Below are 26,315 nucleotides of genomic sequence, written 5' to 3'. Positions count from 1 at the left end.
CGAGCGGCACGGCCACCGCAAGGTCACCGCGATCCGGGCAGCCTACTTTCTACCACCCGCCCCGCCCGACCCTGCGGCCCCACCGGCACCGCATCGCCCGTCACGCCCCAGCGGTCAGGCCTCCTCGGCCAGTTCGAGCCAGCGCATCTCCAACACGTCCCGCTCCGCGACCAGTTGCCGCAGCTCCGCGTCGAGCCCGGCCACCTTCTCGAAGTCGGTGGCGTTGTCGGCGATCTGCGCGTGCAGAGCCGTCTCCCTGGTGGACATCTTCTCGAGCTGCCGCTCGACCTTCTGCAGTTCCTTCTTCGCGGCACGCGCCGCCTGCGGCGACACGCTCTCCGCCGGTGCCGTCCTCGGGGCCGAAGCCGCCGCGGCGGAGGCGGGCGTGGCCGTCTGCTCCATCCGCTGCCTGCGCTCCAGGTACTCGTCGATCCCGCGCGGCAGCATGCGCAGCGCCCTGTCACCGAGGAGTGCCATCACCCGGTCCGTGGTCCGCTCGATGAAGAACCGGTCGTGGGAGATCACGATCATCGACCCGGGCCAGCTGTCGAGGAGGTCCTCCAGCTGGGTCAGGGTCTCGATGTCCAGGTCGTTCGTGGGCTCGTCGAGGAAGAGGACGTTGGGCTCGTCCATCAGCAGCCGCAGGATCTGCAGCCGCCGTCGCTCACCGCCGGACAGGTCGCCGACCGGGGTCCACTGCTTCTCCTTGGAGAAGCCGAACTGCTCGCAGAGCTGACCGGCGGTCATCTCGCGGCCCTTGCCGAGGTCGACCCGGTCGCGTACCTGCTGGACGGCTTCGAGCACCCGCAGGTTCGGGTTGAGCTCGGCGACCTCCTGGGAGAGGTAGGCCAGCTTGACCGTCTTGCCGACGACGATCTTCCCGGCCGCGGGCTGTACGTCGCCCTGGGTCCGGCAGGCCTCGGCGAGCGCCCGCAGCAGCGAGGTCTTGCCCGCGCCGTTCACACCGACCAGGCCGATGCGGTCACCGGGGCCGAGCTGCCAGGTGAGGTGGGTCAGCAGGGTCTTGGGTCCGGCCTGGACGGTCACGTCCTCCAGGTCGAAGACGGTCTTGCCGAGCCGCGCGTTGGCGAACTTCATCAGCTCGCTCGTGTCGCGGGGCGGCGGCACGTCGGCGATCAGCTCGTTGGCGGCCTCGATGCGGTAGCGCGGCTTGGACGTACGGGCGGGAGCACCGCGCCGCAGCCAGGCCAGCTCCTTGCGCATCAGGTTCTGCCGCTTCGACTCCTCGGTCGCGGCGATCCGCTCCCGCTCGGCCCGGGCGAACACGTAGTCGCTGTAGCCGCCCTCGTACTCGTGGACCGAGCCGCGCTGGACGTCCCACATGCGGGTGCAGACCTGGTCGAGGAACCACCGGTCGTGGGTGACGCAGACGAGAGCGGAGCGGCGGGCGCGCAGGTGCCCCGCCAGCCAGGAGATGCCCTCGACGTCGAGGTGGTTGGTCGGCTCGTCGAGGACGATCAGGTCCGGCTCGCCGATGAGCAGCTTGGCCAGCGCGATCCGGCGCCGCTCGCCACCCGAGAGCGGGGCGATGACGGTGTCCAGGCCGTGCTCGAAGCCCGGCAGGGCGAGCCCGCCGAACAGCCCCGTCAGCACGTCACGGATCTTGGCGCTGCCCGCCCACTCGTGGTCGGCGAGATCGCCGATGACCTCGTGCCGGATGGTGGCCTTCGGGTCGAGCGAGTCGTGCTGGGTGAGGACGCCCAGGCGCAGACCGCCGTTGTGGGTGACCCGGCCGGTGTCCGCCTCCTCCAGCTTGGCGAGCATCCGGATGAGCGTCGTCTTGCCGTCGCCGTTGCGGCCGACGACGCCGATCCGGTCGCCCTCGGACACCCCGAGGGATACACCGTCGAGCAGGGCACGGGTGCCGTACACCTTGCTGACCTGCTCGACATTGACCAGATTGACGGCCATTTCACTCCTGCCTCGGGGATCCCTGCGTCGGGGACCGCTCGACGTCCCAGAGTAGTCGCCGCGGGAGGTGCGATAGCGTGCGGCGATCGATCATGGGGAGTAACCCCTGGTCGGAGCGGTACGGAACATCTCTGGGGTGGGGACTTCATGACGCACGACACGATGCGGGCCTTGATACCGGTGGTCCTGGCGGCGACGCTGCTGGCGGGCTGTTCGTCGCCGTCCGGCAGCGGTACGGACGCGGACCCGGACAAGAACGGGGACAGCGCCCCCTCGAAGACGGCCGAGAGCGCCCCGGTGAAGGCCGCGGCCAAGGGCCTCACGCTCGGCGGCCCCGGTTCGGCCTGCGAACTGCCGGTGACCTTCGACCTGGCGGCGGACTGGAAGCCCCAGGCCGTCGAGATCGAGCCCGGTTCCGACCTGGCCGCACTGGCCGGGCAGGGCTCGGCCACGATGGTCTGCGAGATCGACGCGAAGCCGGCGGGGAACATCGGCTACCTCCGGGTCTGGCAGGGCAAGGGTTCCGGCACCGCCCCGCGTGCGGCTCTGGAGGATTTCGTGGCCGGCGACCCGAACGCGGCCGAGGCCGTCTACCAGGAGACCCGGGCGGGGGCGGTGGCGGCCGCCGAGGTCACCTACACCGTGGACGCCGAGCTGCTGGACGAGCAGAAGACGGAGCGGGCCTTCGCCGTCGCCACCCCGGACGGCCCGGTCGTGGTGCACCTGGGCGGGCTGGACTCCGAGGAGCACCGGCAGATGCTGCCCACGTACGAGCTGGCCAAGCGGACACTGGAGCTCGGCTGAATGAGCGGGCCGCCTGCGGCTGCGCCCTTTGCCAGGAACTCATCGAGTGAAGCTCGTCTGGCACGAATCCGCGTGGACGGACCACCTGTGGTGGCAGACCCAGGACAGGAAGGTCCTCGAGCGGATCAACGCCCTGCTCCAGGACGTCGTCCGTAACGGAAACGAGAGCATCGGGAAACCGGAGCCGCTCCGGCGTGATCTCCACGGGTACTGGTCACGCCGGATCAGCGAGGAACACCGGCTCATCCACCGTGTGACCGAGGACGAGGTACGTACCGTCTCCCGCCACTACCACTACGGTCGCTGAGCGGCTTCCCACAAGCGCACAGCCCCGCCCCACTCACCGCCCTGCCCGCTCGACGAGCAGCCAGCCGCCGAGCGCCATCGCCACGGCCGCCGGAGCGCTGACCCGTACGGCGATCAGCAGCGTGGTGCGCCCCTCCAACAGTCCTCCGTACCCGACCATGGACAGGCCGAGCACCCCCAGGAGGGTGAGCGTCACGCCCAGGGCCGAGACGGGTCCCGAGCCCGCGCCCCGGCCGGGGACGGCGGGGACGGGCCGCTCGAAGGCGCGGAAGACGGCGACCAGGGCCGCGGTGATCCCGGCGGCGACCGCAATCCGCACCGGCACCTGCGCCCACCAGGCGCCGGTGGCCGGCTCGGGCAGCGGGACGCCGAGGGCGAGCATCGCCCCGTACACGCCGAGCATCGCGGTGAGGTGCCAGAGGAACGCGGTCATGGCGACGCCGTTGGCGGCCACGACCGTGCGCCAGACCCGGGGCCGGGCCACCAGCCGGGACCCGGGAGCGCGCAACAGCTCCACCGCGCCGACCAGCCAGAGGCCGTGGCAGAGCAGCGCGAGGGTGGGCGGCGCCATGTTGCTGATCTTCTCGCCGGGCATGCCGACCATGGACAGCGGATACGGGCCGAGGGCCACCAGCGCGGCGGCCGCGACCAGTCCGGACCCGGCGAGGAGCGCGGGGCGGCGGATACGGCCGTCGGCGCGCAGGAATCCGAGCTGGTGCACGGCGAGCCAGACGAACGCGAAGTTGAGGAATTCGAGGTACGGCACACCGGCGGCGAACCTCAGTACGTCCACCGTGGCGGCGGCCCCCGCGAGCGCGGCGAACGCGCCCCAGCCATAGCGGTCGTGGAGCTTCAGCAGCGGCGGGGTGAACGCCACCATCGCCAGGTAGATCCCGATGAACCAGAGCGGCTGGGTCACCAGCCGGAGCGTGACGCCGGTCAGTCCGCCGCCCCCGCCGAGCAGTTGGACGACCAGTGCCGCGGCGCCCCACACCAGGACGAAGACCATGGTGGGACGCAGCAGCCGCTGCAGCCGGGCCCGCAGGAACGCCGAGTAGACCCGGTCCGTGGAGTCTTCGGGCCGCTTGCGCAGCAGCGAACGGTAGGACAGGGCATGGGAGAAGCCGCCGACGAAGAAGAACACCGGCATGATCTGGAGCACCCAGGTCAGCGTTGCAGTCCGGGGAGGACGGCGAGGAGGTTGCCGACCCCGTCGGTGGTGACGGCGGCCATCAGCCAGTGGCCGAGGACGACCGTCCCGAGCGAGGCGACCCGCAGCAGGTCGATGTAGCGGTCCCGCGTGGCGGGCGTCGCCCCGGCCAGTTCACGAACACTTGATCCCATAGGGATACGGTCGCGCCGCGCGCCCGGGGGCGGCACCGCGACCGTACTCAATTCCCGTCTGAGTACCGGCGGTCAGAGGACCGTGGCTCCCGGCGCCGGGGACACGGCGACCCGTGCGGTGCGGCAGGTGCCCGACGTCAGCAGCGCGTCGGCCACCTTCCGCGCCGACTCCGGGTCGGACACCAGGAACGCGGTGGTCGGCCCGGAACCCGAGACCAGCGCGGCCAGGGCACCCGCCGCGGTGCCCGCGGCGAGGGTGTCGGCCAGCGAGGGGCGCAGGGAGAGCGCCGCGGCCTGCAGGTCGTTGCCCAGGGCGCCCGCGAGCGCGGCGGTGTCCCCGGAGCGCAGCGCGGCCAGGAGTGCACCGGACGCGGCGGGTTCGGGCACGTCGGTACCGGCGGTGAGCCGGTCGAACTCGCCGTAGACCGCCGGGGTGGAGAGTCCGCCGTCGGCGACCGCGAAGACCCAGTGGAAGGTGCCGCCGACGTCGACCGCGGTCAGCCGCTCGCCGCGTCCGACTCCGAGGGCGGCCCCGCCGACCAGGCTGAACGGCACGTCGCTGCCCAGCTCGGCGCAGATCGCGAGCAGTTCGTCGCGGGTGGCGCCGGTGGACCACAGGGCGTCGCAGGCCAGCAGTGCGGCGGCGCCGTCGGCGCTGCCGCCCGCCATGCCGCCCGCGACGGGGATGTCCTTGGCGATGTGGATGTGCACGTCGGGTGCGATGCCGTGCCGCTCGGCCAGCGCGATCGCGGCGCGGGCCGCGAGGTTGGTGGCGTCCAGCGGGACCTGGGCGGCGTCCGGGCCCGAGCAGGTGACGCGCAGTTCGTCGGCGGGGGTGACGGTGACCTCGTCGTACAGGCCGACGGCGAGGAAGACGTTGGCCAGGTCGTGGAAGCCGTCGGGGCGCGGGGCGCCTACCGCGAGCTGTGCGTTGACCTTGGCGGGCACGCGGACGGTGACGCTCACTCGCTGCTCCCTGACGGCTGGTTGCCGGACGGCTTGTTCTCGGCAGGCTTGTTCTCGGCGATGGCGGCGAACTCCTCGACCGTCAGCGCCTCGCCCCTGGCCTGCGGCGAGACGCCCGCCGCGACCAGGGCCGCCTCGGCCGCGGGCGCGGAGCCCGCCCAGCCGGCCAGGGCCGCGCGCAGCGTCTTGCGGCGCTGGGCGAAGGCGGCGTCCACGACGGCGAAGACCTCGGTCCGGCTCGCGGTGGTCCGGATCGGCTCGGTACGCCGCACCAGGGACACCAGCCCCGAGTCGACGTTCGGCGCGGGCCAGAACACCGTGCGGCCGATGGACCCGGCGCGCTTGACGTCGGCGTACCAGTTGGCCTTGACCGACGGCACCCCGTAGACCTTGTTGCCCGGTTTGGCGGCCAGCCGGTCGGCGACCTCGGCCTGCACCATCACGAGGGTGCGCTCGATGGAGGGGAAGCGCTCCAGCATCGTGAGCAGGACCGGCACGGCGACGTTGTACGGGAGGTTGGCGACGAGCGCGGTGGGCGCCGGTCCGGGCAGCTCCGTCACCAGCATCGCGTCCGAGTGGACCAGGGCGAAGCGGTCGGCGCGCCCCGGCAGGCGGGCGGCGACCGTGGCCGGCAGGGCGCCCGCGAGCACATCGTCGATCTCGACGGCGACGACCCGGTCGGCCGCCTCCAGCAGGGCCAGGGTCAGCGAGCCGAGGCCGGGGCCGACCTCGACCACCACGTCGTCGGGCCGCACCTCGGCGGTCCGTACGATCCTGCGGACCGTGTTGGCGTCGATGACGAAGTTCTGACCGCGCTGCTTCGTGGGGCGTACGCCCAGCGCTGCGGCCAGCTCGCGGATGTCTGCGGGGCCCAGGAGGGCGTCGGGCTCAGTGGTGCTCACCCGTCAAGCCTACGGCCGCCGCGGGGCCCGGGGTCCGCCGCCCGCCGCGGGCCGGGCCTCCCCGGGCGGAGCGTGCGTCACCCTCCAGGACGGCGTAACTACCCAGCGTGGCGCGGCGGGCGTCAGAAATCGAATGCGCGCGCGGTGTTGTCGTAGATCGCGGAGGCCAGGGTGTCCTCGTCCGTCCCCCGCACCTCGGCCATCGCACGGAGCGTCACCGGGATGAGGTAAGGCGCGTTGGGCCGTCCGCGGTAGGGGGCGGGGGTGAGGAACGGGGCGTCCGTCTCGACGAGCACCAGCTCCGTCGGCGCCACGGCCAGCGCGTCGCGCAGCGGCTGGGCGTTCTTGAAGGTGACGTTGCCGGCGAACGACATGAAGTACCCGGCCGCCGCGCAGATCCGGGCCATGTCGGCGTCACCGGAGTAGCAGTGGAAGACCGTCCGCTCCGGCGCACCCGCGTCGGCCAGGATGCGCAGCACGTCCGCGTGCGCGTCACGGTCGTGGATGACCAGCGCCTTGCCGTGCCGCTTGGCGATCTCGATGTGCGCCCGGAAGGACTCCTCCTGGGCCGCCATGCCCTCGGGGCCCGTACGGAACCGGTCGAGCCCGGTCTCGCCGACGCCGCGTACGTGGCCGAGGGCGGCCAGCGCGTCGATCTCGGCGAGCGCCTCGTCCAGCGCCGCCTTCCCGCCCGGCTCGCGGACCCCCTGCCGCGCCGAGCCCTCCGGGTCCCCGTGCACGATGCGCGGCGCCTCGTTGGGGTGGAGGGCGACGGAGGCGTGGACGGAGGGGTGCGCCGCCGCGGTCGCGGCGGCCCAGCGCGAGCCCTCCACGTCACAGCCCACCTGGACGACGGCGGTCACGTTGACCGCCGCTGCCCGGGCCAGGCCCTCTTCGACGGTTCCGTCCTGCATGTCCAGATGGGTGTGCGAATCGGCGACCGGGACCCTGAGTGGTTCGGGCAGCGGCGGCGCGTCGGTACGGCTCATGCCCCCGACTCTACGAGGGCGACGGGCCCGGTCTCACCGCCGGTGGAAGGGATGCAGCAGGTCGGACAGCTGCCAGTGGTGGGGTTCGGAACCCGGGGCCGGGACGGCGGCGGGTACGGCCGCGTCCTGAGCCGCTCCCTCGGGACGGCCCGCGTTCTGCTGCTCCAGCAGGTGCTGGACGGTGGAGACCCGGCCGGACCGCATGATCCGGACCACGTTCCCGCCGCAGTTCGTGCAGGTGGGTGTGGACAGGGGCGAGGGCACGCGCTCCCCGTCCGCCTTGTACACCACGAACGCGTGGCCGGAGCCGTCCACGTGGTGTTCTATCTCGTAGGCCTGTTCCCAGCCGTATCCGCACCGCATACAGGCGAACGCGTACGCCTCGTGCACGGTGCTTGCTGCGATCTCACTCATGCCTGCTCCTCTTGTCCGCCGGACAAGCACTCCGGACGAGCACTCCGGGTGGTGCGTTCCACCTTCCAGTGGACGCTTCTCCCGACGGCGACGCACCAGGTCTGCCGAGTGTTGGAACGCTCTTGGCCCATCCATGGCCAAAGGGGCCGGGTACGCGGCTCGCGCTTTACGTTCAGGCTAGTCCTTTGCCCTCCGCCGGGCCGGTCCTGGCCGCGTTCTTTGCCGCGACCACCGCATCGAACACCTCGCGCTTGGGCAGTCCCGCCTCGGCGGCGACCGCCGCGATGGCCTCCTTGCGCCGCTCCCCCGCCTCCTCGCGCACCTGCACCCTGCGCACCAGCTCGGCGGCGTCCAGCCCCTCGTTCCCGGAGTCCGTGGCGCCCTCGACGACGACGGTGATCTCGCCGCGCACTCCCTCGGCCGCCCAGCTGGCCAGTTCGCCCAGCGGACCGCGCTTCACCTCCTCGTACGTCTTGGTGAGCTCCCGGCACACGGCCGCCCTGCGGTCCGCGCCGAACACCTCGGCCATCGCGGCCAGGGTGTCGTCCAGCCGGTGGGGTGCCTCGAAGAAGACCATCGTGCGGCGCTCGTCCGCGACCTCGCGCAGTTTCCCGAGCCGTTCGCCCGCCTTGCGCGGCAGGAAGCCCTCGAAGCAGAAGCGGTCCACCGGCAGCCCGGACAGCGCGAGCGCCGTCAGCACGGCCGACGGGCCCGGCACGGCGGTGACCTTGATGCCCTTCTCCACGGCCGCGGCCACGAGCCGGTAGCCGGGGTCGGAGACGGACGGCATCCCGGCGTCCGTGACCAGCAGGACGCGCGCCCCGTTGACCAGCGCCTCGACGAGTTCGGGCGTACGCGCCGACTCGTTGCCCTCGAAGTAGGAGACGACACGCCCCGTCGTGTGGATGCCCAGCGCCTGGGTGAGCCGGCGCAGCCGACGGGTGTCCTCGGCGGCCACCACATCGGCCGTCTCCAGTTCGGCGGCGAGCCGTGGCGGGGCGTCCGCCACATCGCCGATGGGGGTCCCTGCGAGTACGAGCGTTCCAGTCGTTCCAGTCACACCGGCCATCCTCCCAGCACGGGCGGCACCACTCGCACGGACGCGTTCCCTACGATGGCGCGGTGACGAGTACTGCGCCCGAAGCCCATCAGGGCCACGACGCCGGGGATCACACCGGCGACCAGCCGCCTTCCTGGCAGCGGCGGCTGCGCCGCTTCGGCCATTCCCCACGGCCGGAAACGGCGCTGCGCGAGCGCCTGGACCCCCCGTACACCCGGCCCGGACGGCAGTTCTGGGACGTGCTCGCCGTGCCGCCGGCCCTGGCGGACCGCCTGGTCCGCCGGTCGGCGTGGGGCGGGCCGCTCCTGGTGGCCCTGGTGGCCGGTGTGCTGCGGTTCTGGAACCTGGGCAGCCCGAAGGCGGTGATATTCGACGAGACGTACTACGCCAAGGACGCCTGGGCCCTGATCAACCAGGGGTACGAGGGTTCCTGGCCCAAGGACGTCGACAAGCTGATCCTCAAGGACCCGTCCTCCGTGGACGTCCCGGTGGATCCCGGCTACGTCGTGCATCCGCCGGTCGGCAAGTGGATCATCGGCATCGGCGAGCAGATCTTCGGCTTCACCCCGTTCGGCTGGCGCTTCATGGTGGCGCTGCTCGGCACGATCTCGGTGCTCATGCTGTGCCGGATCGGCCGCCGGCTCTTCCGCTCCACGTTCCTGGGCTGCCTCGCGGGCACCCTGCTGGCCGTGGACGGGCTGCACTTCGTGATGAGCCGCACCGCGCTGCTCGACCTGGTGCTGATGTTCTTCGTGCTCGCCTCCTTCGGCTGCCTCCTCGTCGACCGTGACCGGGCCCGCCGCAGACTGGCCGCCGCGCTGCCGGCCGACGAGGAGGGGGTGCTGCGTCCGGACGTCCACGTGGCCGAGACCCTCCGCCTGGGCCTGCGCCCCTGGCGGATCGCCGCCGGTGTGATGCTCGGCCTGGCCTTCGCCACGAAGTGGAACGGGCTCTACATCCTGGCCGCGTTCGGTGTGATGACGGTGCTCTGGGACGTGGGCGCGCGGCGCACCGCGGGTGCGCGGCAGCCGCACCGCGCCGTGATGCTGCGGGACCTGCTGCCCGCGTTCGTGTCGACGGTGCCGGTCGCCATCGGCACGTACCTCGTGTCGTGGACCGGCTGGATCGTCACGGACAAGGGCTACTACCGCGACTGGGCGGCCACCGAGGGCAAGGGCGGCACCTGGAGCTGGCTGCCGGACTGGCTGCGCAGCCTGTGGCACTACGAGCACCAGGTGTTCGAGTTCCACGTCGGCCTGACCTCGGGCCACACGTACGAGTCCAACCCGTGGAGCTGGATCGTGCTGGGCCGCCCCGTCTCGTACTTCTACGAGGAGAAGGCGGGCTGCACCGCGTCGGAGACCGGCAAGTGCGCCCGTGAGGTGCTGGCGATCGGCACCCCGCTGCTGTGGTGGGCGGGCTGCGTGGCGCTGCTGTACGTGCTGTGGCGCTGGTTCTTCCGCCGCGACTGGCGGGCGGGCGCGATCGCCTGTGGCGTGGCGGCGGGCTGGGTGCCCTGGTTCTTCTACCAGGAGCGGACGATCTTCCTGTTCTACGCGGTCGTGTTCGTGCCGTTCCTCTGCCTGGCGGTGACGATGCTGATCGGCGCCCTGCTGGGCCCGGCGGCCGGCACGGGGACCAAGCAGGAGCTGGGACTGGCCACCGGTGATCCGACGGGCGAGCGGAGACGGACACTGGGCGCGATCGCGGCGGGTGTGCTGGTGCTGCTGATCATCTGGAACTTCGTCTATTTCTGGCCCGTCTACACGGGCACGTCCCTGCCGGAGAACTCCTGGCGCGACCGGATGTGGCTGGACACCTGGGTATGACGGGACGGCCGGGCACGAACGGCTCGAGGGATGAGCACGCCGGAGCCGGACTCGCACTCGGTGACCGGGGAGGAGGGCCCGCGGGCGGAGCGGGGCGCCGTGCCCGAGCCCGTCTCCTTCCATGCCTCGATGGCGACCGGCCGGCCACCGGATTCACCCGTCGCCGCGCATCGCCCTGCGGAAGCCCGCGTTGATCCCGAGCAGGCCCCCGTCCACCCGGAGCGTCGTCCCCGTGATCCAGGACGCGTCCCGGGAGGCGAGGAAGGCGACGGCGGACGCGATGTCGTCCGGGGTGCCGAGCCGGCCCAGCGGGTAGAGGGCGGTCGCCCTCGCCAGGTCGGCGTCCCGGCCGCTCCAGGCATCGGTGCGGATCGTGCCGGGGGCGATGAGGTTGACCCGGACGCCGCGCGGACCCGCGTGGCCGGCCAGGGTGCGGGTGAGGCTCGCCAGGCCCGCCTTGGCGGCGCTGTAGGCGTGGCCGCCGAAGTCCTGTTCGCCGTTGACCGAGCCGATGTTGACGATCGCGCCCCGCCCGGAGGCCACCAGGTGCGGCAGGGCCGCACGGGAGCAGCGGTAGGGGCCGGTCAGGGTGACGTCGAGGGTGTGGTCCCAGGACTCGTCCGCCTCGTCCTCGAAGAGGGGTGCGTCCTCGTGGTTGGCGTAGGCGTTGTTGACCAGGACGTCGAGCCGGCCGAAGGCCGCGGCCGCGTGGGCGACGGCCGCCTCGACCGCCGCCCGGTCGCCCACGTCGCAGGGCAGCGACTCGGCCGTGCCGCCCCTCTCGCGGATCTCCGCCGCCGTGCTCCGGGCCCGTCCGGCGTCCAGGTCGGTGACGAGGACGGCCGCACCCTCGGCGGCCAGCCTCCGGGCCGTGGCGGCGCCGATGCCCTGGCCCGCGCCGGTGAGGAGTGCGGCGTATCCGTCGAAGCGTGCTGCGGAAGGGGAAGGAGTCATAGGGCCGAACGTACTGCCCTGACCAGTGCCTGGGCACGGGGATCGGCGGTGACTCCCTTCTGCAGACCGTTCGTCACATAGCCGAGCGCGACGCCCGTTTCGGGGTCCGCGAAGCCGAGCGAACCGCCGCGGCCGGGGTGGCCGAAGGAGCCGGGGGCCAGCAGCGGGGCAGCCGGTCCGTGCAGCATGTAGCCGAGGCCGAAGCGGGTGTTGACGACCAGGACCCGGTCCGGGCCCGCGGACTCCTCGGTGCGGGCCAGGGTCAGGGTGGCCGGTGCGAACAGCCGGTGGCCGTCGACCTCGCCGATCATCGCGGCGTAGCAGCGGGCGAGGCCGCGCGCGGTGGCGACGCCGTTGGAGGCGGGCAGTTCGGCCGCACGGTAGGCGGGGTCGTTCTCGTCGGGGAAGGGGTGGATCGCGCCGAACGCGCGACGGGTGAGCGAGGCGGGGTCGCGGTAGGCCTCGGCGACGGAGCGCTTGGGGCGCAAGCGCAGGGCGCCGCCGTTGCCTTCGGTCACCGGGGGTTCGACGGGGCCGATCCGCCCGATCCGGTGCGCCTCGTCCGCCGGGAGCCCGAACCAGAAGTCCAGGCCGAGCGGGCGGGCGATCTCCTCGGCGATCCAGCGGCCGATGGTGCGTCCGGTGGTCCTGCGGACCAGTTCGGCGATGAGCCAGCTGTAGGTCTGGGCGTGGTACCCGTGGTCGGTGCCGGGCTCCCACAGGGGCCGCTGGGCGGCGACCGCCCGCGGCCCGGACGTTCCGTCGACCGCCTCCTCGGGGGTCAGCGTCCCGTCGAGGGCGGCCAGGCCGGCCCGGTGGGCCAGGAGGTGGCGTACGAGGACGCGTTCCTTGCCGTTCGCCTTGAACTCCGGCCAGTACGTGCCGACGGGTGCGTCCAGGTCCACCTGCCCGCGCTGGTGCAGGAGCAGCGGTACGGCGGCGGCGACGCCCTTGCCCGCCGACCGGACGACCTGGACGGTGTCGACGGCCCACGGTTCGGTGCCGTCGACGTCCCTCGTACCCGCCCACAGGTCGACGACCTTGCGGCCGTGGCGGTAGACCGTCACGGCCGCCCCCCGCTCGCCCCGCTGTTCGAAATTCCGGACGAAAGCGTCCCGTACCGCCTCGAACCCCGGTGTCACCGTGCCCCGTACATCCACGCCTGCTCCCGCGCTCCCGCTCATCCCCCCATGGTGCATCGGGCCGCAGGCCGGGCGGGGGGCGGGTCGGTCCTGTTCACAGGAGCGGCACGACGACGGAACGCGGGTCGAAGCCGAAGGGCAGCTCCAGCCGGTGTTCGCGCATCAGTTCGTCGTCGCAGAGGAGGTCCTGGGTACGGTCGTCGGCGGCGATCACCCCGTCGCTGAGGATCACGGCGCGCGGGCAGAGCTCGAGGGCGTACGGCAGGTCATGGGTGACCATCAGCACGGTGACGTCCAGGGAGCGCAGGATGTCGGCCAGTTCGCGTCGGGAGGCGGGGTCCAGGTTGGAGGAGGGCTCGTCCAGGACGAGGATCTCGGGCTCCATGGCGAGGACGGTGGCGACGGCGACCCGGCGGCGCTGGCCGAAGGAGAGGTGGTGCGGGGGCCGTGTCGCGTACGCCTCCATGCCGACCTGCTTGAGCGCGGTCATGACCCGGTCCTCCAGCTCGGGGCCGCGCAGTCCGGCCGCGGCGGGCCCGAAGGCGACGTCCTCGCGGACGGTCGGCATGAAGAGCTGGTCGTCGGGGTCCTGGAACACGATGCCGACCCGGCGCCGGATCTCGGCCAGGTGTCGCTTCTCCACCGGCAGCCCGGCGACCCGGACGGTGCCGGCGCCCGCGTCGAGGATGCCGTTGAGGTGCAGGACGAGGGTGGTCTTGCCCGCCCCGTTGGGGCCGAGGATGGCGACCCGTTCGCCGCGGGCCACGGTCAGGTCGACGCCGAACAGGGCCTGATGGCCGTCGGGGTAGGCGTAGGCGAGGCCGCTGACCTCGAGGGACGGCACGGGGGCGGTGGGCAGGCTCATACGGTCCATCCCAGCAGACATACGACGAGGGCGAGCACGGGGAGCACGGACGCGGACGCCCACTGGGTGCGGGAGGCGGTCACCTCGTCGATCACCGGCATCCTGCCGGTGTAGCCGCGGCTGACCATCGCGAGGTGGACCCGTTCGCCGCGCTCGTAGGACCGGATGAACAGGGCGCCCATCGTCTTGGCGAGGACCCCCCAGTGCCGTACACCGCGGGCCTCGAACCCGCGGGACCGGCGGGCGATCGACATCCGGCGGAGCTCGTCGGTGATCACATCGCCGTAGCGGATCATGAAGGACGCGATCTGGACGAGGAGTGGCGGGAGTCCGAGCCGCTGGAGGCCGAGCAGCAGGGAGCGCAGCTCGGTGGTGGAGGCCAGGACGATCGAGGCGGCCACGCCCAGGGTGCCCTTGGCGAGGACGTTCCACGCGCCCCAGAGACCGGGGACGCTGACGGAGATCCCGAGGAGCTCGGTCTGCTCGCCAGGCACCACGAACGGCATGAGGAGCGCGAACGCCACGAACGGCACCTCGATGACCAGCCGCTTCAGCAGGAATCCGGCGGGGATCCGGGCCGTGGCGGCGACGGCGGCGAGCAGCACCGCGTACAGCGCGAAGGCCCAGAGGGCCTCGCGCGGCGTGGAGACGACGACCACGACGAAGCAGAGGACCGCGACGAGCTTGCAGTGGGGCGGCAGGTCGTGGACCGGGGAATGACCGTGCCGGTAGAGCTTGTGCGCGTGGCCGGCGCCCATGTCAGTGGGACCTGGTCGCGGTGGTGCCGGGCTCCTCGGGCGTCCGCCGTCGGCGTACGGCCAGGAAGACGCCGCTGCCGGCGGCGACGGTGACGCCGACGCCGATCACTCCGGCGAGGCCGCCGGAGATCCGGGCGTTCTCGACGTCCTCGACCCCGTAGTCGGCGAGCGGGGAGCCGGCCGCGCCGTGCTCCCGCGCCTTCTCGTCGATGCCCTGGTCGGCGGCGACCTTCTCCAGGCCGTCGGGGTCGCCGGAAGCGTAGAAGGAGACGAAGCCCGCGAGGACGAGAGCGGCGGCCAGCCCGGTCGCCCAGACCGTGCGGGTGGGGCGCGGGGCGGCCGGGGCGGGAGCGGCTGCCGGGGCGTCGACGAGCTCGCCGTCCACGCGGAGTCTGAGCGGGGCGGCGAGGCCACGGGCGCCGTGGACGAGGTCGGGGCGCACCGCGATGACGGCGCCGACGGTCAGCGCGGTGATCGCGGCCTCGCCGATGCCGATCAGGACGTGGACGCCGACCATCGCGGTGAGGACCTTGCCGATGGGCACGTCGGTGGTCCCGCCGACCGCGTAGAGCAGGGTGAAGGCGACGGCGGCGGCCGGCACGGAGACCAGCGCGGCCACGAAGGCCGCCGCGGTCGTCGAGCGGCGGGTGCGGGGCAGCACGCCGGTGAGGCCGCGGAACAGGGCGTACGCGACGACGACGGTGACGACGCCCATGACCGAGATGTTCACGCCGAGCGCGGTGAGACCGCCGTCGGCGAAGAGGATCCCCTGCATCAGCAGGACGACGGCTATGCAGAGCACCCCGGTGTAGGGCCCGACCAGGATCGCCGCCAGCGCCCCGCCCAGGAGATGGCCGCTGGTGCCGGCGGCGACCGGGAAGTTCAGCATCTGCACGGCGAAGACGAAGGCGGCGACGAGACCGGCGAGCGGCGCGGTGCGCTCCTCCAGCTCCCGCCGGGCACCCCTGAGGCTGACCGCGACCGCGCCCGCGGCGACGACTCCGGCGACGGCGGAGACGGGTGCATCGATGAATCCGTCGGGTACATGCATGGAGTGGCTCCGCTTCGGGGCGTTTCTGCGGGCGGGTCGGCAACCGCTCAATGATAGGGCCTTGTTGCAAAGCCTTCGCAAGAGCCTAGGTCACCCAACTACCTCGTCCTCTCAGCGCGCCCGAATTGGAACATATGCGACATTGGATGAGGAGAGAAGTTCACACAGGAGGAGCGGGCCGATGTCCCTCGTGATCCAAGAACACGCCCGAGCCCGGCTCATCACGGATGGACCCGACCCGCGGCTGGTCCCCGTGGAACTGCGCTGCGACCCCGACGAGCCGCAGACCGTCCACCTCGGACTCCCCGGCGGCGTCGACTGGGCCTTCGGCCGCGACCTCCTGGAGAGGGGACTGCGCTCGCCCGTCGCCCGCGGCGACATACGGGTCTGGCCCTGCGGACGTGCGCAGCTGGTCCTGGAACTGCACTCGCCGGACGGTGTGGCCGTGTTCCAGTTCGACGTCGCGCCGCTGATCCGCTTCCTGCACCGCGCACACGAGGAGGCCGGGAGCGCGGCGGCCGGGAACAGGACGGAGCCCGGCACCGGGGCGGCCGCCCCGGCCGCATCCGCCACCCGCGCGTGACGAGAGCCCCCGTGCCGCGTGCACGGGGGCTCCCTGTCGCTCCGGTCCCCCGTCCCCACAGGTAACCGGCGCACCGGGGCCGCGTTCCGCTCGGACGCGGACCCCGGAGCATGTGCGGCTCGGACCGAGCCGCGGATCGGACGCGGCTCAGACGCGGCTCAGCTCGCGCTCGCCGTCCGCGGGACCGTCGGCGGCGGGCCCGTGGCGCAGGCCCTCACCCTCCACATCCACGTTGGGCAGCGCGCGGTCGAGCCACCGCGGCAGCCACCAGGCGCGCTTGCCCAGCAGGGCGAGCACGGCGGGCACGATGGCCATCCGGACCACGAAGGCGTCGAAGAAGACCGCGATGGCCAGCGAGAAGCCGATCATCTTGATCATCGATTCGCTGGAGCCGATGAAGCCCGCGAAGACCGCCATCATGATCACCGCGGCTGCCGTGACCACGCGTGCCCCGTGCCGGAAACCGGTGACGATCGCCTGGCCGGGCGTCTCACCGTGCACGTACGCCTCACGCATCCGGGTGACCAGGAAGACCTCGTAGTCCATCGCGAGACCGAAGACCACACCGACCATGAAGATCGGCATCATGCTCATGATCGGACCGGTCTGCTCGACCCCGAAGAGCGAGGCGAGCCAGCCCCACTGGAAGACCGCGACGACCGCACCCAGGGCCGCGACGACCGAGAGCAGGAAGCCGAGGGCCGCCTTGAGAGGCACCAGCAGGGACCGGAAGACCACCATCAGGAGCAGGAAGGCCAGGCCGACGACGAGCGCCAGGTAGGGCAGCAGCGCGTCGTTCATCTTCTGCGAGAAGTCGATGTTCATCGCCGTGGCACCGGTGACCAGGACCTCGGCACCCGTGTCGCTCTTGATGTCCGCACCGGCGCCACGGATCGCGTGGACGACGTCCTCCGTCTCGACGGAGCTCGGCCGGTCCTCGGGAATCACCGTGATGGTCGCGGCGTCGCCGGCCTTGTTGAAGGTGGCGGGGGTGACCGCGGCGACGTGGCCGAGGCCCTCGATCTCCTGGGAGACCTGGGCGACGGCGGTCTCGCCGTCCGAGCTGTTCTTCGTGTCCACGACGACCAGGAGCGGCCCGTTGAACCCGGGGCCGAAACCGTCGGACAGCAGGTCGTAGGCCTGGCGCTGCGTGGTGCTCCTCGGCTGGGAACCGTCGTCGGGCAGGCCCATCTCCAGCGAGGCGGCCGGTACGGCGATGACCCCGAGGCCGATCACTCCGGCCAGCAGCACCCACACCGGCTTGCGCAGCACGAACCGCGCCCAGCGGGTGCCCGCGTTCGGCTTCGCGTCCGGCTGGTTCTCCGCCTCGGCGGCCTTGCGCGCCTTGCGTCCCATGACCCGCTTGCCCGCGAAGCCCAGCATCGCCGGGACGAGGGTGAGCGCGATGAGGACGGCGATCGCGACCGTACCGGCCGCGGCGGCGCCCATCTTCGTCAGCATCGGGATGTTGACGACGGCGAGACCGACGAGGGCGATGACGACGGTCAGACCGGCGAAGACGACCGCGGACCCGGCCGTGCCCACGGCCCGCCCGGCCGCTTCCTCGCGTTCCCGGCCCTCGGCCAGTTCGGCGCGGTAGCGGGAGACGATGAAGAGCGCGTAGTCGATGCCGACCGCGAGGCCGATCATCATCGCGAGCGTGGAGGTGGTGGAGCCCAGGTCGAGCACGTTCGCCAGGGCCGTGATCAGCGACACCCCGATTCCGACGCCGATGAGCGCGGTCAGCAGCGGCAGCCCCGCGGCGATCAGCGAACCGAAGGTGATGACCAGCACCACCGCGGCGACGGCGATCCCGATGACCTCGGTGGCGCCGGTGTGCGGCATCACCTGGAGCGCGTCACCGCCGATCTCCACGGTCATCCCGCTGCTCCGCGCGGCCTCGCCCGCGTCCTCCAGCGCCTCACGCGTCCCGTCGGTGAGCTCCATCGAGCTGACCTCGTAGGAGACGGAGATGTACGCCGTCGAACCGTCCTCGCTGACGGCGTTCGCCGTGTACGGGTCGGCGACGGAGGCGATCTGGTCCGAACCGGACCTCAGCTCGCCCACGATCGCGCCGACCTCGGCCTTGTTGCCGGCGTCGGTGACCTTCTGCCCCTCGGGGGCCTTGAAGACGACCCGGGCGGTCGCGCCGTCGGCGCTGCCTCCGGGAAAACGTTCTTCCAGCAGGTCGAAGGCTTTCTGGGCCTCCGTACCGGGAATCGAGAAGGAGCTGGAGGTGGCGGTGGACGCGGACGCGGCGCCGAATCCGGCGAGTGCCAGCAGCGCCACCCAGACGAGCGCGACATAGTGGCGGCGCCGGAAGGCGAGCCGCCCGAGCTTGTAAAGGAATGTGGCCATGGAGGAGTGCTCCCGGTCAGGTCGTGGAGTGGAAAAGGGCGTGAGGAAGCAGCCCGACGACGAGAGCGGCGTGTCAGGTGGGGCGTCGGGGAGGGGTGGTGCGAGAAACGGGGACGTCAGACGCCGAGGGCGGGGAACACCACGGCTTCCACGTAGTCGATGAGGAACGCCTGGTCGACCGGTCGGTCCTCGACCAGCTCCCGAGCGGCGAGGGCGCCGATCATCATGTGCGACACATAGGGGAGCGCCGGATTGTCCGGACGCACTTCACCCCGGTCCACGGCCCGCTGGAGCAGCGCCCCGAGACCGGTCATCTCCGGCTCGATCAGCAGCTCGCGCAGCGCCTGGAACAGATCGGGGTTGTCGTGGACGGCATGGCTCAGACCCCGCAGCAGCGCGGAGTTCTTCTCCATCTGGCAGTCGTCGGTACGCGTGAGCACGGCGTTGAAGTCGCCACGCAGCGAACCGGTGTCGATCTCGGCAAGACGGACCGGCTTGTTGTTCCGGAGCGCCTTGACGACCAGCTCGGGCTTGCTCCCCCACTGGCGGTAGAGGGTGGCCTTGCTGGAACGGGTGCGGGCGGCAACGGCGTCCATGGTCAGGGCTTCGTAGCCGACCTCGCCGAGCAGGTCGAGCACAGCGGTGTACAGCTCGTTCTCACGTTCGGGCGTGAGCCGGGTACGTGCCATGTGTCGACCTCCTGTTCCCTTGCGCCTGCTGGATCGTACGCCAGCGGTCCGCCCGCCCGATGATCAAGCGGAAGATCCACCAAGCGAACGAAACTGTTTCGTACACTTCGAAGCTACCCCCCTTCCCCGGCGAAACGAAATAGTTTCGCTTGTGTCGTGCACCACAAGTTGCCGGAGGCCCTTCGCGCGGAAAGCATTGGAGGGTGAGTGACGACGTCGCGTATCTCCGTTTCCCGCACCTCCACGAGGACTTGCTCTGCTTCGCGGCCGAGGACGACCTCTGGGTCGCCCCCCTCGCCGAGGCGGGGCAGCGGCCCGGCCGTGCCTGGCGGGTGACCGTCGACCGGACCCGGGTCAGTCATCCGCGCTTCTCGCCCGACGGGAGCCGTATCGCCTACACGACCTGGCGCACGCTCGATCCAGAGATCCATCTGGCCCCCGTGGACGGGGGGCCCGCTCGCAGACTCACGTACTGGGGCTCGACCGACACCCGGGTGTGCGGGTGGAGCCCCGACCCCGGCGACAGCTCCCAGATCCTCGCCGTGTCCTCGCACAACCAGCCGTTCTCGTACTTCTCGTGGGCCTACAGCGTCCCCACCGACGGCGGCCCCGGCGGCAAGCTGCCCTGGGGGCCGGTCTCCGACATCTCCGTCGCCGACATCGACGGGGAGCGGCGCACCCTGCTGCTCACCGGGACGCCGCCGCACGAGCCGTCGGCGTGGAAGCGCTACCGGGGCGGGGCGACCGGGCGGCTGTGGCTGCACGGCGAACGGCTGCTCCCGGACATCGGCGGGCATCTGGACGCGCCGATGTTCGTCGGACGGCGGATCGCCTTCCTCTCCGACCACCAGGGCGTCGGCAACCTGTACTCCTGTCTGATGGACGGCGGCGATCTGCGCCGCCACACCGATCACGACGCGTTCTACGCCCGGAACGCGTCCAGCGACGGCAGCAGGGTCGTCTACCAGTGCGCGGGGGATCTCTGGCTGGTCGACGACCTGGAGTCGCCGGACGCGGTGCCCCGGAAGCTGGAAGTGCGGCTCGGCGGACCGCGCACGGGCAGGCGCACCTACCAGGTACCGGCCTCGAGCCACGTCGGCTCGCTGTCCGTGGACGAGACGGGCCGGGCGAGCGCCGTGTCCGTACGCGGCAGCCTGTACTGGCTCACGCACCGGGACGGGCCCGCGCGCACGATCGCGGACACCCCGGGGGTACGGGTCCGGCTGCCGGAGATGCTCGGCAGCAGCGGCAAGGTCGCGTACGTCACGGACGCGGACGGCGACGACGCGATCGAGATCGCCTACCTCCCCCGGGCCAGCGGCGACCGCGAGCCGCAGCGGCTGGCCTCCGGGCGGCTGGGCAGGGTCCACGAGATCGTCTCGGATCCGGAGGGCGAACGCCTGGCCATCGCGTCGAACGACGGCCGTCTGCTGCTCCTGGACACCACGGACGGGGAGACCGCGGGCCTGGACAGGATCGCGGACCTCGCCGGCCTCTCGGATCCGGCCGACGCGTCGGGCACGTCGGAGACCGCGGGCACGGCGGAGACCGCGGAGACCGCCCCCGTGCCGCCGGCCCCCGCGCCGGACGTGGTCACCGAGCTCATCCACTCGCTCAACGGCCCGGTCCGCGATCTGGCGTTCTCGCCGGACGGCGCCTGGCTGACCTGGTCGCAGCCGGGCATCGGGCGGTCGCTGCGGCAGATCAAGCTGGCCAGGATCACCGGCCCCGACGCCCCGGTGATAGTGGACGTCACCAACGGCCGCTTCGAGGACGAGAACCCCGTCTTCACCGGGGACGGCCGCTATCTCGCCTTCCTGTCCTGGCGCGGTTTCGATCCGGTGTACGACGTCCACACCGGCGACCTCTCCTTCCCCCTGGGCTGCCGGCCGTACCTGGTCCCGCTCTCCTCGGCCACCCCGTCGCCGTTCGCCCTGCTCCCTGACGGCCGGCCCGCGGCGGGCGGGCTGGATCCGGTGGACATCCCCGAAGGCACGGTCGAGGGGACGACGGTCACGGTGGAGTTCGAGGGCCTGGAGAGCCGGGTGACGCCGTTCCCCGTCTCCGCGTCGAAGTACTCGGCACTGCAGCCGGTCAGCGGCGGCGGCCTGGTCTGGCTGCGCTGGCCGATCTCCGGTGCGCTGGGCGAGACCTTCGCGAACCCGGCGGACATGTCGGGCCGGCCCACACTGGAGCACTTCAACATCGCCAAGGCCCGGAAGACCGAACTGGTCGACCACCTGGACTGGTTCGCGATGAGCGGCGACAGATCCCGGCTGGTCGTCATGGACGACGGCGAGCTGCGCGCCGTACCGTCCAACGAGCCCGGCGACAACGACTCGACGGTCTATCTCGACCTGCGCCGCATCCTGCACGACGTGGACCCCGCCGCCGAATGGCGTCAGGCCTACGGGGAGGCGGGGCGCATCATCCGGTCCTACTTCTGGGAACCGGACATGTGCGGCATCGACTGGGACGGCGTGCTCGACCAGTACCGTCCCCTGGTCGAACGGGTCGCCTCGCCCGACGAGTTCGCGGATCTGCTGCGCGAGGTCGTGGGCGAGCTGGGCACCTCCCACGCGTACGTCTCGCCCGCCCGCCGCAACGAGGGCCCCCCGCACTACCAGCGGGCCATCGGGCTGCTGGGCGCGAACCTCGTGTGCCGGGACGGCGACTGGACGGTGCGGCGCATCCTGCCCGGCGACTCCTCGGACTCCAAGGCCCGTTCACCGCTGGCCGGCACGGGCATCCGGGAGGGCGCGGTCCTCACCCATGTGGACGGCCGGCCGGTGGACCCGGTGGCGGGCCCCTACCCGCTGCTGACGGCTGCGGGCGGTACCACGGTCGAGCTGACGTTCCGACCCGCCGGGGGCGAGTGCGGCGGCCGGTCCCGCCGCGTCGCGATCGTCCCCCTGGTCGACGAACGGCCGCTGCGCTACCAGGACTGGGTGGCCAAGCGCCGCGAGGTCGTACGGGATCTGAGCGGCGGCATGTGCGGGTATCTGCACATCCCTGACATGGGCGGCTCGGGCTGGGCCCAGTTCAACCGCGACCTGCGGCTGGAGGTGTCGCGTCCGGCCCTGATCGTGGACGTACGGGGCAACGCGGGCGGCCACATCAGCGAGCTGGTCGTGGAGAAGCTCACCCGCACGATCCTCGGCTGGGACCTGACCCGCAACGCCCAGGCGGTCAGTTACGCGTCGAACGCACCCCGGGGTCCCGTGGTGGCCCTGGCCGACGAGGCGACGTCCTCCGACGGCGACATGATCACGGCCGCCTTCCGGCTGCTCGGACTGGGACCGGTGGTGGGCCAGCGCACCTGGGGCGGCGTGGTCGGCATGACCGGGCGTCACCGGCTCGTCGACGGAACGGTGATCACGGTGCCGATGAACGCGGCCTGGTTCGACACGTACGGCTGGTCCGTCGAGAACCACGGCGTCGAACCGGACGTCGAGGCCCTGCGCACCCCCCTGGACTGGGCGGAAGGCCGCCACGCGGTCCTGGACGACGCGGTCCGGGTGGCCCTGGACCTCCTGACGCGCCACCCGGCAGCCACACCCCCCACCTACGACACGGCCCCGATCCTCCGCCGGCCCCCACTCCCCCCGAGGTGACCCTTCGCGTGGCGCGGGCGGCCACCGGCCACGCGAGAGGGGCGCACCCGGTCCTCCGGATGCGCCCCTCACCACAACACAGACGCGTCAGACGCCCCGTGCCGCCCGCCTCACGTCAGCGGTCGGAACGCTCACGGGTACGGTCCGCCGCGTCCTGCGCCCGGTCCCGGACCCCGGACCGCTCCGAGCCGCGGCGGTCCGAACGCTCGCCCCCGGCGCCGGACGGACGCTCCTGCGCCTCGTCCCGCCTCTCACCCGGCTTCTTCTGCCTGGCCTGGTCGGCGAGCTCCTGCGCCTTGTCCTTGAACTGGTCTGCGATGCCCATGCCGTTCACTCCTCCGTGGGTGCGTGGGGGTGGCCCCGTGAGGGCCTCGCTCAGACTTACACACCCGGACTTTCAACGCATTTCGATCATTCGCGCTGTGCCCGCTCCTCCTGGTCCGCCGCACCACCGGCCCCCACGAGCCCCTTGCTCACGCCTTCGAGCCGCGGCCCGAACCGCTCCATCTCGCGCTGTCCGACGGCCCCGATCAGCATCGGCAGGTATCCCCGTACCGACTGCATCCCACGCAGCCACCACTGCGCGTACACATGCGCGGAGCGCCGCTCGATCCCGGCCACGATCCGGTCCACCGCGGGACCCAGCGGATACGTACGGTTGGCCGGCCACGGCAGCCGCTGCCGCAGCTCCCGCATGACGTCGTCCTCGTCGGCACCGCGCACCATGTCGGTGTCGGTCCAGGACAGGTAGCCGACCCCGACCTTCACCCCCCGGTAGCCGACCTCCGCCCGCAGGCTGTGCGCGAACGCCTCCACACCCGACTTCGAGGCGCAGTACGCGCTCATCATCGGTGCCGGGGTGATCGCCGCCAGCGAGGCTATCTGGAGGAAGTATCCGCGGCTCTCCATGAGCACCGGCAGGAACGCCCGCCCCGTCACCGCGCCACCGATCAGGTTCACCTCGATGACCCGGCGCCAGGCGACGGGATCGGAGTCCACGAACGGCCCGCCCGAGGCGACCCCGGCATTGGCGACGACGACGTCGACCTTCCCGAAGCGTGCCTTGACCTCGCGGGCGACCCGCGCCATGGCCTCGTGGTCGGTGACGTCCGCGTGCCAGTGGTCGCTCTCCGCGTGCAGCCGCTCCGAGACCTTCTTCAGCTCGTCCGGTTCCAGACCGACCAGCGCCAGCTTGGCCCCACGGGCGGACAGCTTGCGGGCCAGCAGCTCGCCCACGCCGCGTGCCGCACCCGTGACGACGACGACCTGGCCTTCGAGACTCCGCCTGCCGCTCATGCGACCTCCTCCTCGTTCACTGCCTGCGCCGCACCGTCCACGGTGATGTACGCGGCCACCAGTTCCCGAAGTTTCGCGGTGACCGCCTCGGGCGCCTCGACGGGTGTCATGTGGCCCATGCCGGTCAGCTCCGTGAGCCCGAGGCTCCGGGGCAGTGCCGCCTCGATGGCCCGTGCGTGCACGGGCGGCGTCAGCCGGTCCTCCGTACCCGCGATGACGGCGGTCGGCAGCCGCAACTCCCGCAGCCGCGCCTCGAGATCGATCCCCGCGAGCACATGACCCCAGGCGACGCGTGCCTTGCGGGGACACGCGTGCACGATCCTGGCACAGGCGTCCACCCGCTCCGGGGAGGAACCGCGGCCCATCGTCGCGTACCTGAGTATCGCTTTCGAAATCCCCGTGACCGGCCCGAGCGGTGCCGGAGCACCGAGGATCTTCCCGGTCAGGCGCGTACGGAGGGCACCGGCCCGCATCGGCAGCACCAGGGATTCCTCGGTCAGCCGCGAACTGCCCGTACTGCACAGCAGGACGGCCGCCCCGTGCTCGCGCACGGCGGCCCGGCCGGCCGCCGCCATCAGCGTCATCCCGCCCATGGAGTGCCCGCCGAGCACCGCCTTCTGCCCCGGCGCGAGGGTGGCCCGCAGCACCGCTTCGAGGTCGTCGGCCAGCGCACGCGTGCTGTATCCGCCCGGGCCCGCCTCCGGGGAGAGGCCGTGTCCACGCTGGTCGTAGACGACGACCCGGTGGTCCACCGCCAGGTCGCGTACCTGCGCCGCCCAGAAGTGGGTGTTGCAGGTCCAGCCGTGCGCCAGGACCACGGCGGGGCCGTCGTCGGGCCCGTGCAGCTCGACGTGGACGGACGAGCCGTCGGCGGACAGGGCGGTCAGTTCGCGTACGGGCACGGGCGGGGCGTCCGCGCGGTGCAGCAGCCGGCTCATCGGGCGATCTCCTCGGTGACGGACTTCTTCCGGGTGCCGGCGGCGGGCGGCCGGACGACCTCGTACTCCCCGAGGTCGACGGTGCGCGTGGCCCGCCGGAATTCGGCCGTCGTCCCCGGCCAGACCGTGGTGTTGCGCCCCTCGGCGTCCAGATACCAGCTGGTGCAGCCGCCGGTGTTCCACACGGTCCGCTTCATCCGGTCCTGGACGCGCCGGTTCCACGCGCCGACGGCGGAGGTCCGCGCACCGAGCGCCACGCGTCCGCCCAGGACGTCCAGTTGACGCATGAAGTCCGCCATGTAGTTCAGCTGCGACTCGATCATCAGGATCATGGAGGAGTTGCCGAGCCCGGTGTTGGGGCCGATGATCGACATCCAGTTGGGGAAGCCCGCCGCCGTCGCGCCGCGCAGCGCCTGGATGCCGTCCTTCCAGGACTCGGCGAGCGTGACGCCCTCGGCGCCGACGACCCGGTTCGCGATCGGCATGTCCGTCACGTGGAAGCCGGTGCCGAGGACGATCACGTCGGCCTCGGTCTCCGTACCGTCCGTGGCGACCAGGGTGGAGCCCCGCACCTCCGCCAGGCCCGAGGTGACCACGTCCACATTGGGCCGGGCCAGCGCCGGGTAGTAGGTGTTGGAGAGCAGGATGCGCTTGCAGCCGATGCGGTACGAGGGGGTCAGCTTGGCCCGCAGCTCCGGGTCCTTGACCGCCCGGGCCATGTTGGCCTTGGCTATCCGCTCGACGAAGCCCAGCTGGTCGGGATGTTTGGTGAAGGCCCCGACCTGCAGTTCCCGGATGCCCCAGAGCAGTCCGCGGCGCGCGGTGCCGGTGAACGGAAGCGTGCGGTGCAGCCACTTCTCGGCACCGCTGATGGCACGGTCCACACGCGGCATCACCCAGGGCGGCGTCCGCTGGAACAGCGTGAGCGCGGCCACCTCGGGCTGGATCTCCGGCACGATCTGGATGGCGGAGGCGCCGGTGCCGATCACGGCGACGCGCCGGCCGGTCAGGTCGTGGTCGTGGTCCCACTGCGCCGAGTGGAAGACCTTGCCGGGGAAGCCGACGAGCCCGGGTATGTCCGGCAGCTTCGGCTCGGAGAGCGGGCCGGTCGCGGAGACGATGACGTCGGCGGTGACCGTGGAGCCGTTCGCCGACTCGATCACCCAGTACAGCTGGTCGTTGTCCCAGCGCATCATCGTGACCTCATGGCCGAACCTGAGGTGCGGGCGCAGCCCGAAGGTGTCGGCCACGTGCTCCAGGTAGGCGCGGATGTGCTCCTGTCCGGAGAAGGTGCGCGGCCAGTCGGGGTTGGGCGCGAACGAGAAGGAATAGAGGTGGGACGGTACGTCACAGGCACAGCCCGGATAGCTGTTGTCGCGCCAGGTGCCACCGACGGATCCGGCCCGCTCGAGAACCAGGAAGTCGGTGATGCCTTCGCGGCGCAACCGGACCGCGGCCCCGAGGCCCCCGAATCCGGATCCGATCACCGCCACTCGTACGTGCTCGTGCTGGGCCATGCTG

22 protein-coding genes and 1 pseudogene are annotated in these 26,315 nt (G+C 72.0%); 5 read left to right on the top strand and 18 right to left on the bottom strand.

The features are described from left to right. Nucleotides 1-114: 114 nt before the first annotated feature. A complete protein-coding gene (locus tag AB0F38_RS15935; RefSeq protein ID WP_361892606.1) occupies nt 115-1,932 on the bottom strand; it encodes an ABC-F family ATP-binding cassette domain-containing protein in 1,818 nt (605 codons plus the stop codon). 147 nt (nt 1,933-2,079) lie between these two features. Here AB0F38_RS15935 and AB0F38_RS15930 point away from each other — a divergent pair, with 147 nt between their 5' ends. Together AB0F38_RS15930 and AB0F38_RS15925 are read left to right on the top strand one after the other, a co-directional pair. After that, nucleotides 2,080-2,736 (top strand): lipoprotein, encoded by a 657-nt coding sequence (locus AB0F38_RS15930; RefSeq protein WP_361892603.1) that lies wholly within the window; start codon nt 2,080-2,082, stop codon nt 2,734-2,736. Nucleotides 2,737-2,782: 46 nt separating this feature from the next. Next, nucleotides 2,783-3,043 (top strand): Txe/YoeB family addiction module toxin, encoded by a 261-nt coding sequence (locus AB0F38_RS15925; RefSeq protein WP_361892600.1) that lies wholly within the window; start codon nt 2,783-2,785, stop codon nt 3,041-3,043. Between the two features lie 33 nt (nt 3,044-3,076). On the opposite strand, the pseudogene AB0F38_RS15920 reads toward AB0F38_RS15925, so the two are convergent. From AB0F38_RS15920 to rsmI, 6 genes and pseudogenes are all read right to left on the bottom strand, one after another. Further along, nucleotides 3,077-4,386, bottom strand: a pseudogene (locus tag AB0F38_RS15920) (acyltransferase). 72 nt (nt 4,387-4,458) lie between these two features. Next, a complete protein-coding gene (locus AB0F38_RS15915; protein ID WP_361892597.1) occupies nt 4,459-5,352 on the bottom strand; it encodes a 4-(cytidine 5'-diphospho)-2-C-methyl-D-erythritol kinase in 894 nt (297 codons plus the stop codon). After that, nucleotides 5,349-6,254, bottom strand: coding sequence for a 16S rRNA (adenine(1518)-N(6)/adenine(1519)-N(6))-dimethyltransferase RsmA (gene rsmA, locus AB0F38_RS15910; protein ID WP_361892594.1), 906 nt, complete (start codon nt 6,252-6,254; stop codon nt 5,349-5,351). The genes AB0F38_RS15915 and rsmA overlap by 4 nt, the downstream gene beginning before the upstream one ends. A 122-nt stretch (nt 6,255-6,376) precedes the next feature. Continuing rightward, complete coding sequence (locus AB0F38_RS15905; RefSeq protein WP_361892592.1) at nt 6,377-7,243, bottom strand: TatD family hydrolase; 867 nt, start codon at nt 7,241-7,243, stop codon at nt 6,377-6,379. A 33-nt stretch (nt 7,244-7,276) separates the two neighbouring features. Next, a complete protein-coding gene (locus AB0F38_RS15900; RefSeq protein ID WP_361892589.1) occupies nt 7,277-7,657 on the bottom strand; it encodes a hypothetical protein in 381 nt (126 codons plus the stop codon). A 172-nt stretch (nt 7,658-7,829) separates the two neighbouring features. Next, nucleotides 7,830-8,726 carry a 16S rRNA (cytidine(1402)-2'-O)-methyltransferase gene (rsmI, locus tag AB0F38_RS15895; protein WP_361892586.1) on the bottom strand — a complete coding sequence of 299 codons (897 nt, stop codon included), beginning with the start codon at nt 8,724-8,726 and terminating at the stop codon, nt 7,830-7,832. Between the two features lie 53 nt (nt 8,727-8,779). On the opposite strand from rsmI, the gene AB0F38_RS15890 reads away from it, so the two are divergent. Further along, complete coding sequence (locus tag AB0F38_RS15890) at nt 8,780-10,546, top strand: phospholipid carrier-dependent glycosyltransferase (RefSeq protein WP_361892583.1); 1,767 nt, start codon at nt 8,780-8,782, stop codon at nt 10,544-10,546. A gap of 153 nt (nt 10,547-10,699) precedes the next feature. On the opposite strand, the gene AB0F38_RS15885 is transcribed toward AB0F38_RS15890, so the two are convergent. From AB0F38_RS15885 to AB0F38_RS15865, 5 genes are all read right to left on the bottom strand, one after another. Next, on the bottom strand, nt 10,700-11,500 hold the full coding sequence (locus AB0F38_RS15885) for an SDR family NAD(P)-dependent oxidoreductase (RefSeq protein ID WP_361892580.1): 801 nt from the start codon (nt 11,498-11,500) through the stop codon (nt 10,700-10,702). Further along, entirely contained in the window at nt 11,497-12,660 is a 1,164-nt protein-coding gene (locus AB0F38_RS15880) for a serine hydrolase domain-containing protein (protein ID WP_361892935.1), read from the bottom strand. Before AB0F38_RS15880 ends, AB0F38_RS15885 begins: the two co-directional genes overlap by 4 nt. 76 nt (nt 12,661-12,736) lie before the next feature. Beyond that, on the bottom strand, nt 12,737-13,507 hold the full coding sequence (locus AB0F38_RS15875) for an ABC transporter ATP-binding protein (protein WP_361892577.1): 771 nt from the start codon (nt 13,505-13,507) through the stop codon (nt 12,737-12,739). After that, a complete protein-coding gene (gene cbiQ, locus AB0F38_RS15870; protein ID WP_361892574.1) occupies nt 13,504-14,265 on the bottom strand; it encodes a cobalt ECF transporter T component CbiQ in 762 nt (253 codons plus the stop codon). Before cbiQ ends, AB0F38_RS15875 begins: the two co-directional genes overlap by 4 nt. 1 nt (nt 14,266) lies before the next feature. After that, the gene (locus tag AB0F38_RS15865; protein WP_361892571.1) at nt 14,267-15,316 is read right to left on the bottom strand and encodes an energy-coupling factor ABC transporter permease; all 1,050 of its coding nucleotides are present in this window, start codon (nt 15,314-15,316) and stop codon (nt 14,267-14,269) included. A gap of 181 nt (nt 15,317-15,497) precedes the next feature. On the opposite strand from AB0F38_RS15865, the gene AB0F38_RS15860 reads away from it, so the two are divergent. After that, nucleotides 15,498-15,899 carry an SsgA family sporulation/cell division regulator gene (locus AB0F38_RS15860; RefSeq protein ID WP_361892568.1) on the top strand — a complete coding sequence of 134 codons (402 nt, stop codon included), beginning with the start codon at nt 15,498-15,500 and terminating at the stop codon, nt 15,897-15,899. Nucleotides 15,900-16,046: 147 nt separating this feature from the next. Here the strand turns inward: AB0F38_RS15860 and AB0F38_RS15855 are convergent, their stop codons facing one another. Both AB0F38_RS15855 and AB0F38_RS15850 read right to left on the bottom strand, forming a co-directional pair. Beyond that, nucleotides 16,047-18,257, bottom strand: coding sequence for an MMPL family transporter (locus tag AB0F38_RS15855; protein ID WP_361892566.1), 2,211 nt, complete (start codon nt 18,255-18,257; stop codon nt 16,047-16,049). 116 nt (nt 18,258-18,373) lie between these two features. Next, nucleotides 18,374-18,946 carry a TetR/AcrR family transcriptional regulator gene (locus tag AB0F38_RS15850; RefSeq protein WP_361892563.1) on the bottom strand — a complete coding sequence of 191 codons (573 nt, stop codon included), beginning with the start codon at nt 18,944-18,946 and terminating at the stop codon, nt 18,374-18,376. A 203-nt stretch (nt 18,947-19,149) separates the two neighbouring features. Between AB0F38_RS15850 and AB0F38_RS15845 the strand changes: the two genes are divergently transcribed. Next, nucleotides 19,150-22,560, top strand: coding sequence for a S41 family peptidase (locus AB0F38_RS15845; RefSeq protein ID WP_361892560.1), 3,411 nt, complete (start codon nt 19,150-19,152; stop codon nt 22,558-22,560). Nucleotides 22,561-22,675: 115 nt separating this feature from the next. Here AB0F38_RS15845 and AB0F38_RS15840 read toward each other — a convergent pair whose 3' ends face one another. The 4 genes from AB0F38_RS15840 to AB0F38_RS15825 all read right to left on the bottom strand — a co-directional run bounded on the left by AB0F38_RS15840 (nt 22,676) and on the right by AB0F38_RS15825 (nt 26,311). After that, a complete protein-coding gene (locus tag AB0F38_RS15840; RefSeq protein ID WP_361892557.1) occupies nt 22,676-22,885 on the bottom strand; it encodes a hypothetical protein in 210 nt (69 codons plus the stop codon). An 86-nt stretch (nt 22,886-22,971) separates the two neighbouring features. Beyond that, nucleotides 22,972-23,856 carry an SDR family oxidoreductase gene (locus tag AB0F38_RS15835; protein WP_361892554.1) on the bottom strand — a complete coding sequence of 295 codons (885 nt, stop codon included), beginning with the start codon at nt 23,854-23,856 and terminating at the stop codon, nt 22,972-22,974. Continuing rightward, on the bottom strand, nt 23,853-24,794 hold the full coding sequence (locus AB0F38_RS15830) for an alpha/beta hydrolase (RefSeq protein WP_361892551.1): 942 nt from the start codon (nt 24,792-24,794) through the stop codon (nt 23,853-23,855). Before AB0F38_RS15830 ends, AB0F38_RS15835 begins: the two co-directional genes overlap by 4 nt. Continuing rightward, nucleotides 24,791-26,311, bottom strand: a complete 1,521-nt coding sequence (locus AB0F38_RS15825) for an NAD(P)/FAD-dependent oxidoreductase (RefSeq protein WP_361892548.1) — start codon at nt 26,309-26,311, stop codon at nt 24,791-24,793. Before AB0F38_RS15825 ends, AB0F38_RS15830 begins: the two co-directional genes overlap by 4 nt. Between the last annotated feature and the right edge of the window lie 4 nt (nt 26,312-26,315).

Source organism: Streptomyces sp. NPDC025273, assembly GCF_040638585.1.
Classification (GTDB): Bacteria; Actinomycetota; Actinomycetes; order Streptomycetales; family Streptomycetaceae; genus Streptomyces; species Streptomyces cinereorectus.
The sequence above is the reverse complement of the archived record's forward strand: the minus strand, read 5'-3'. Positions and strand labels throughout refer to the sequence as shown.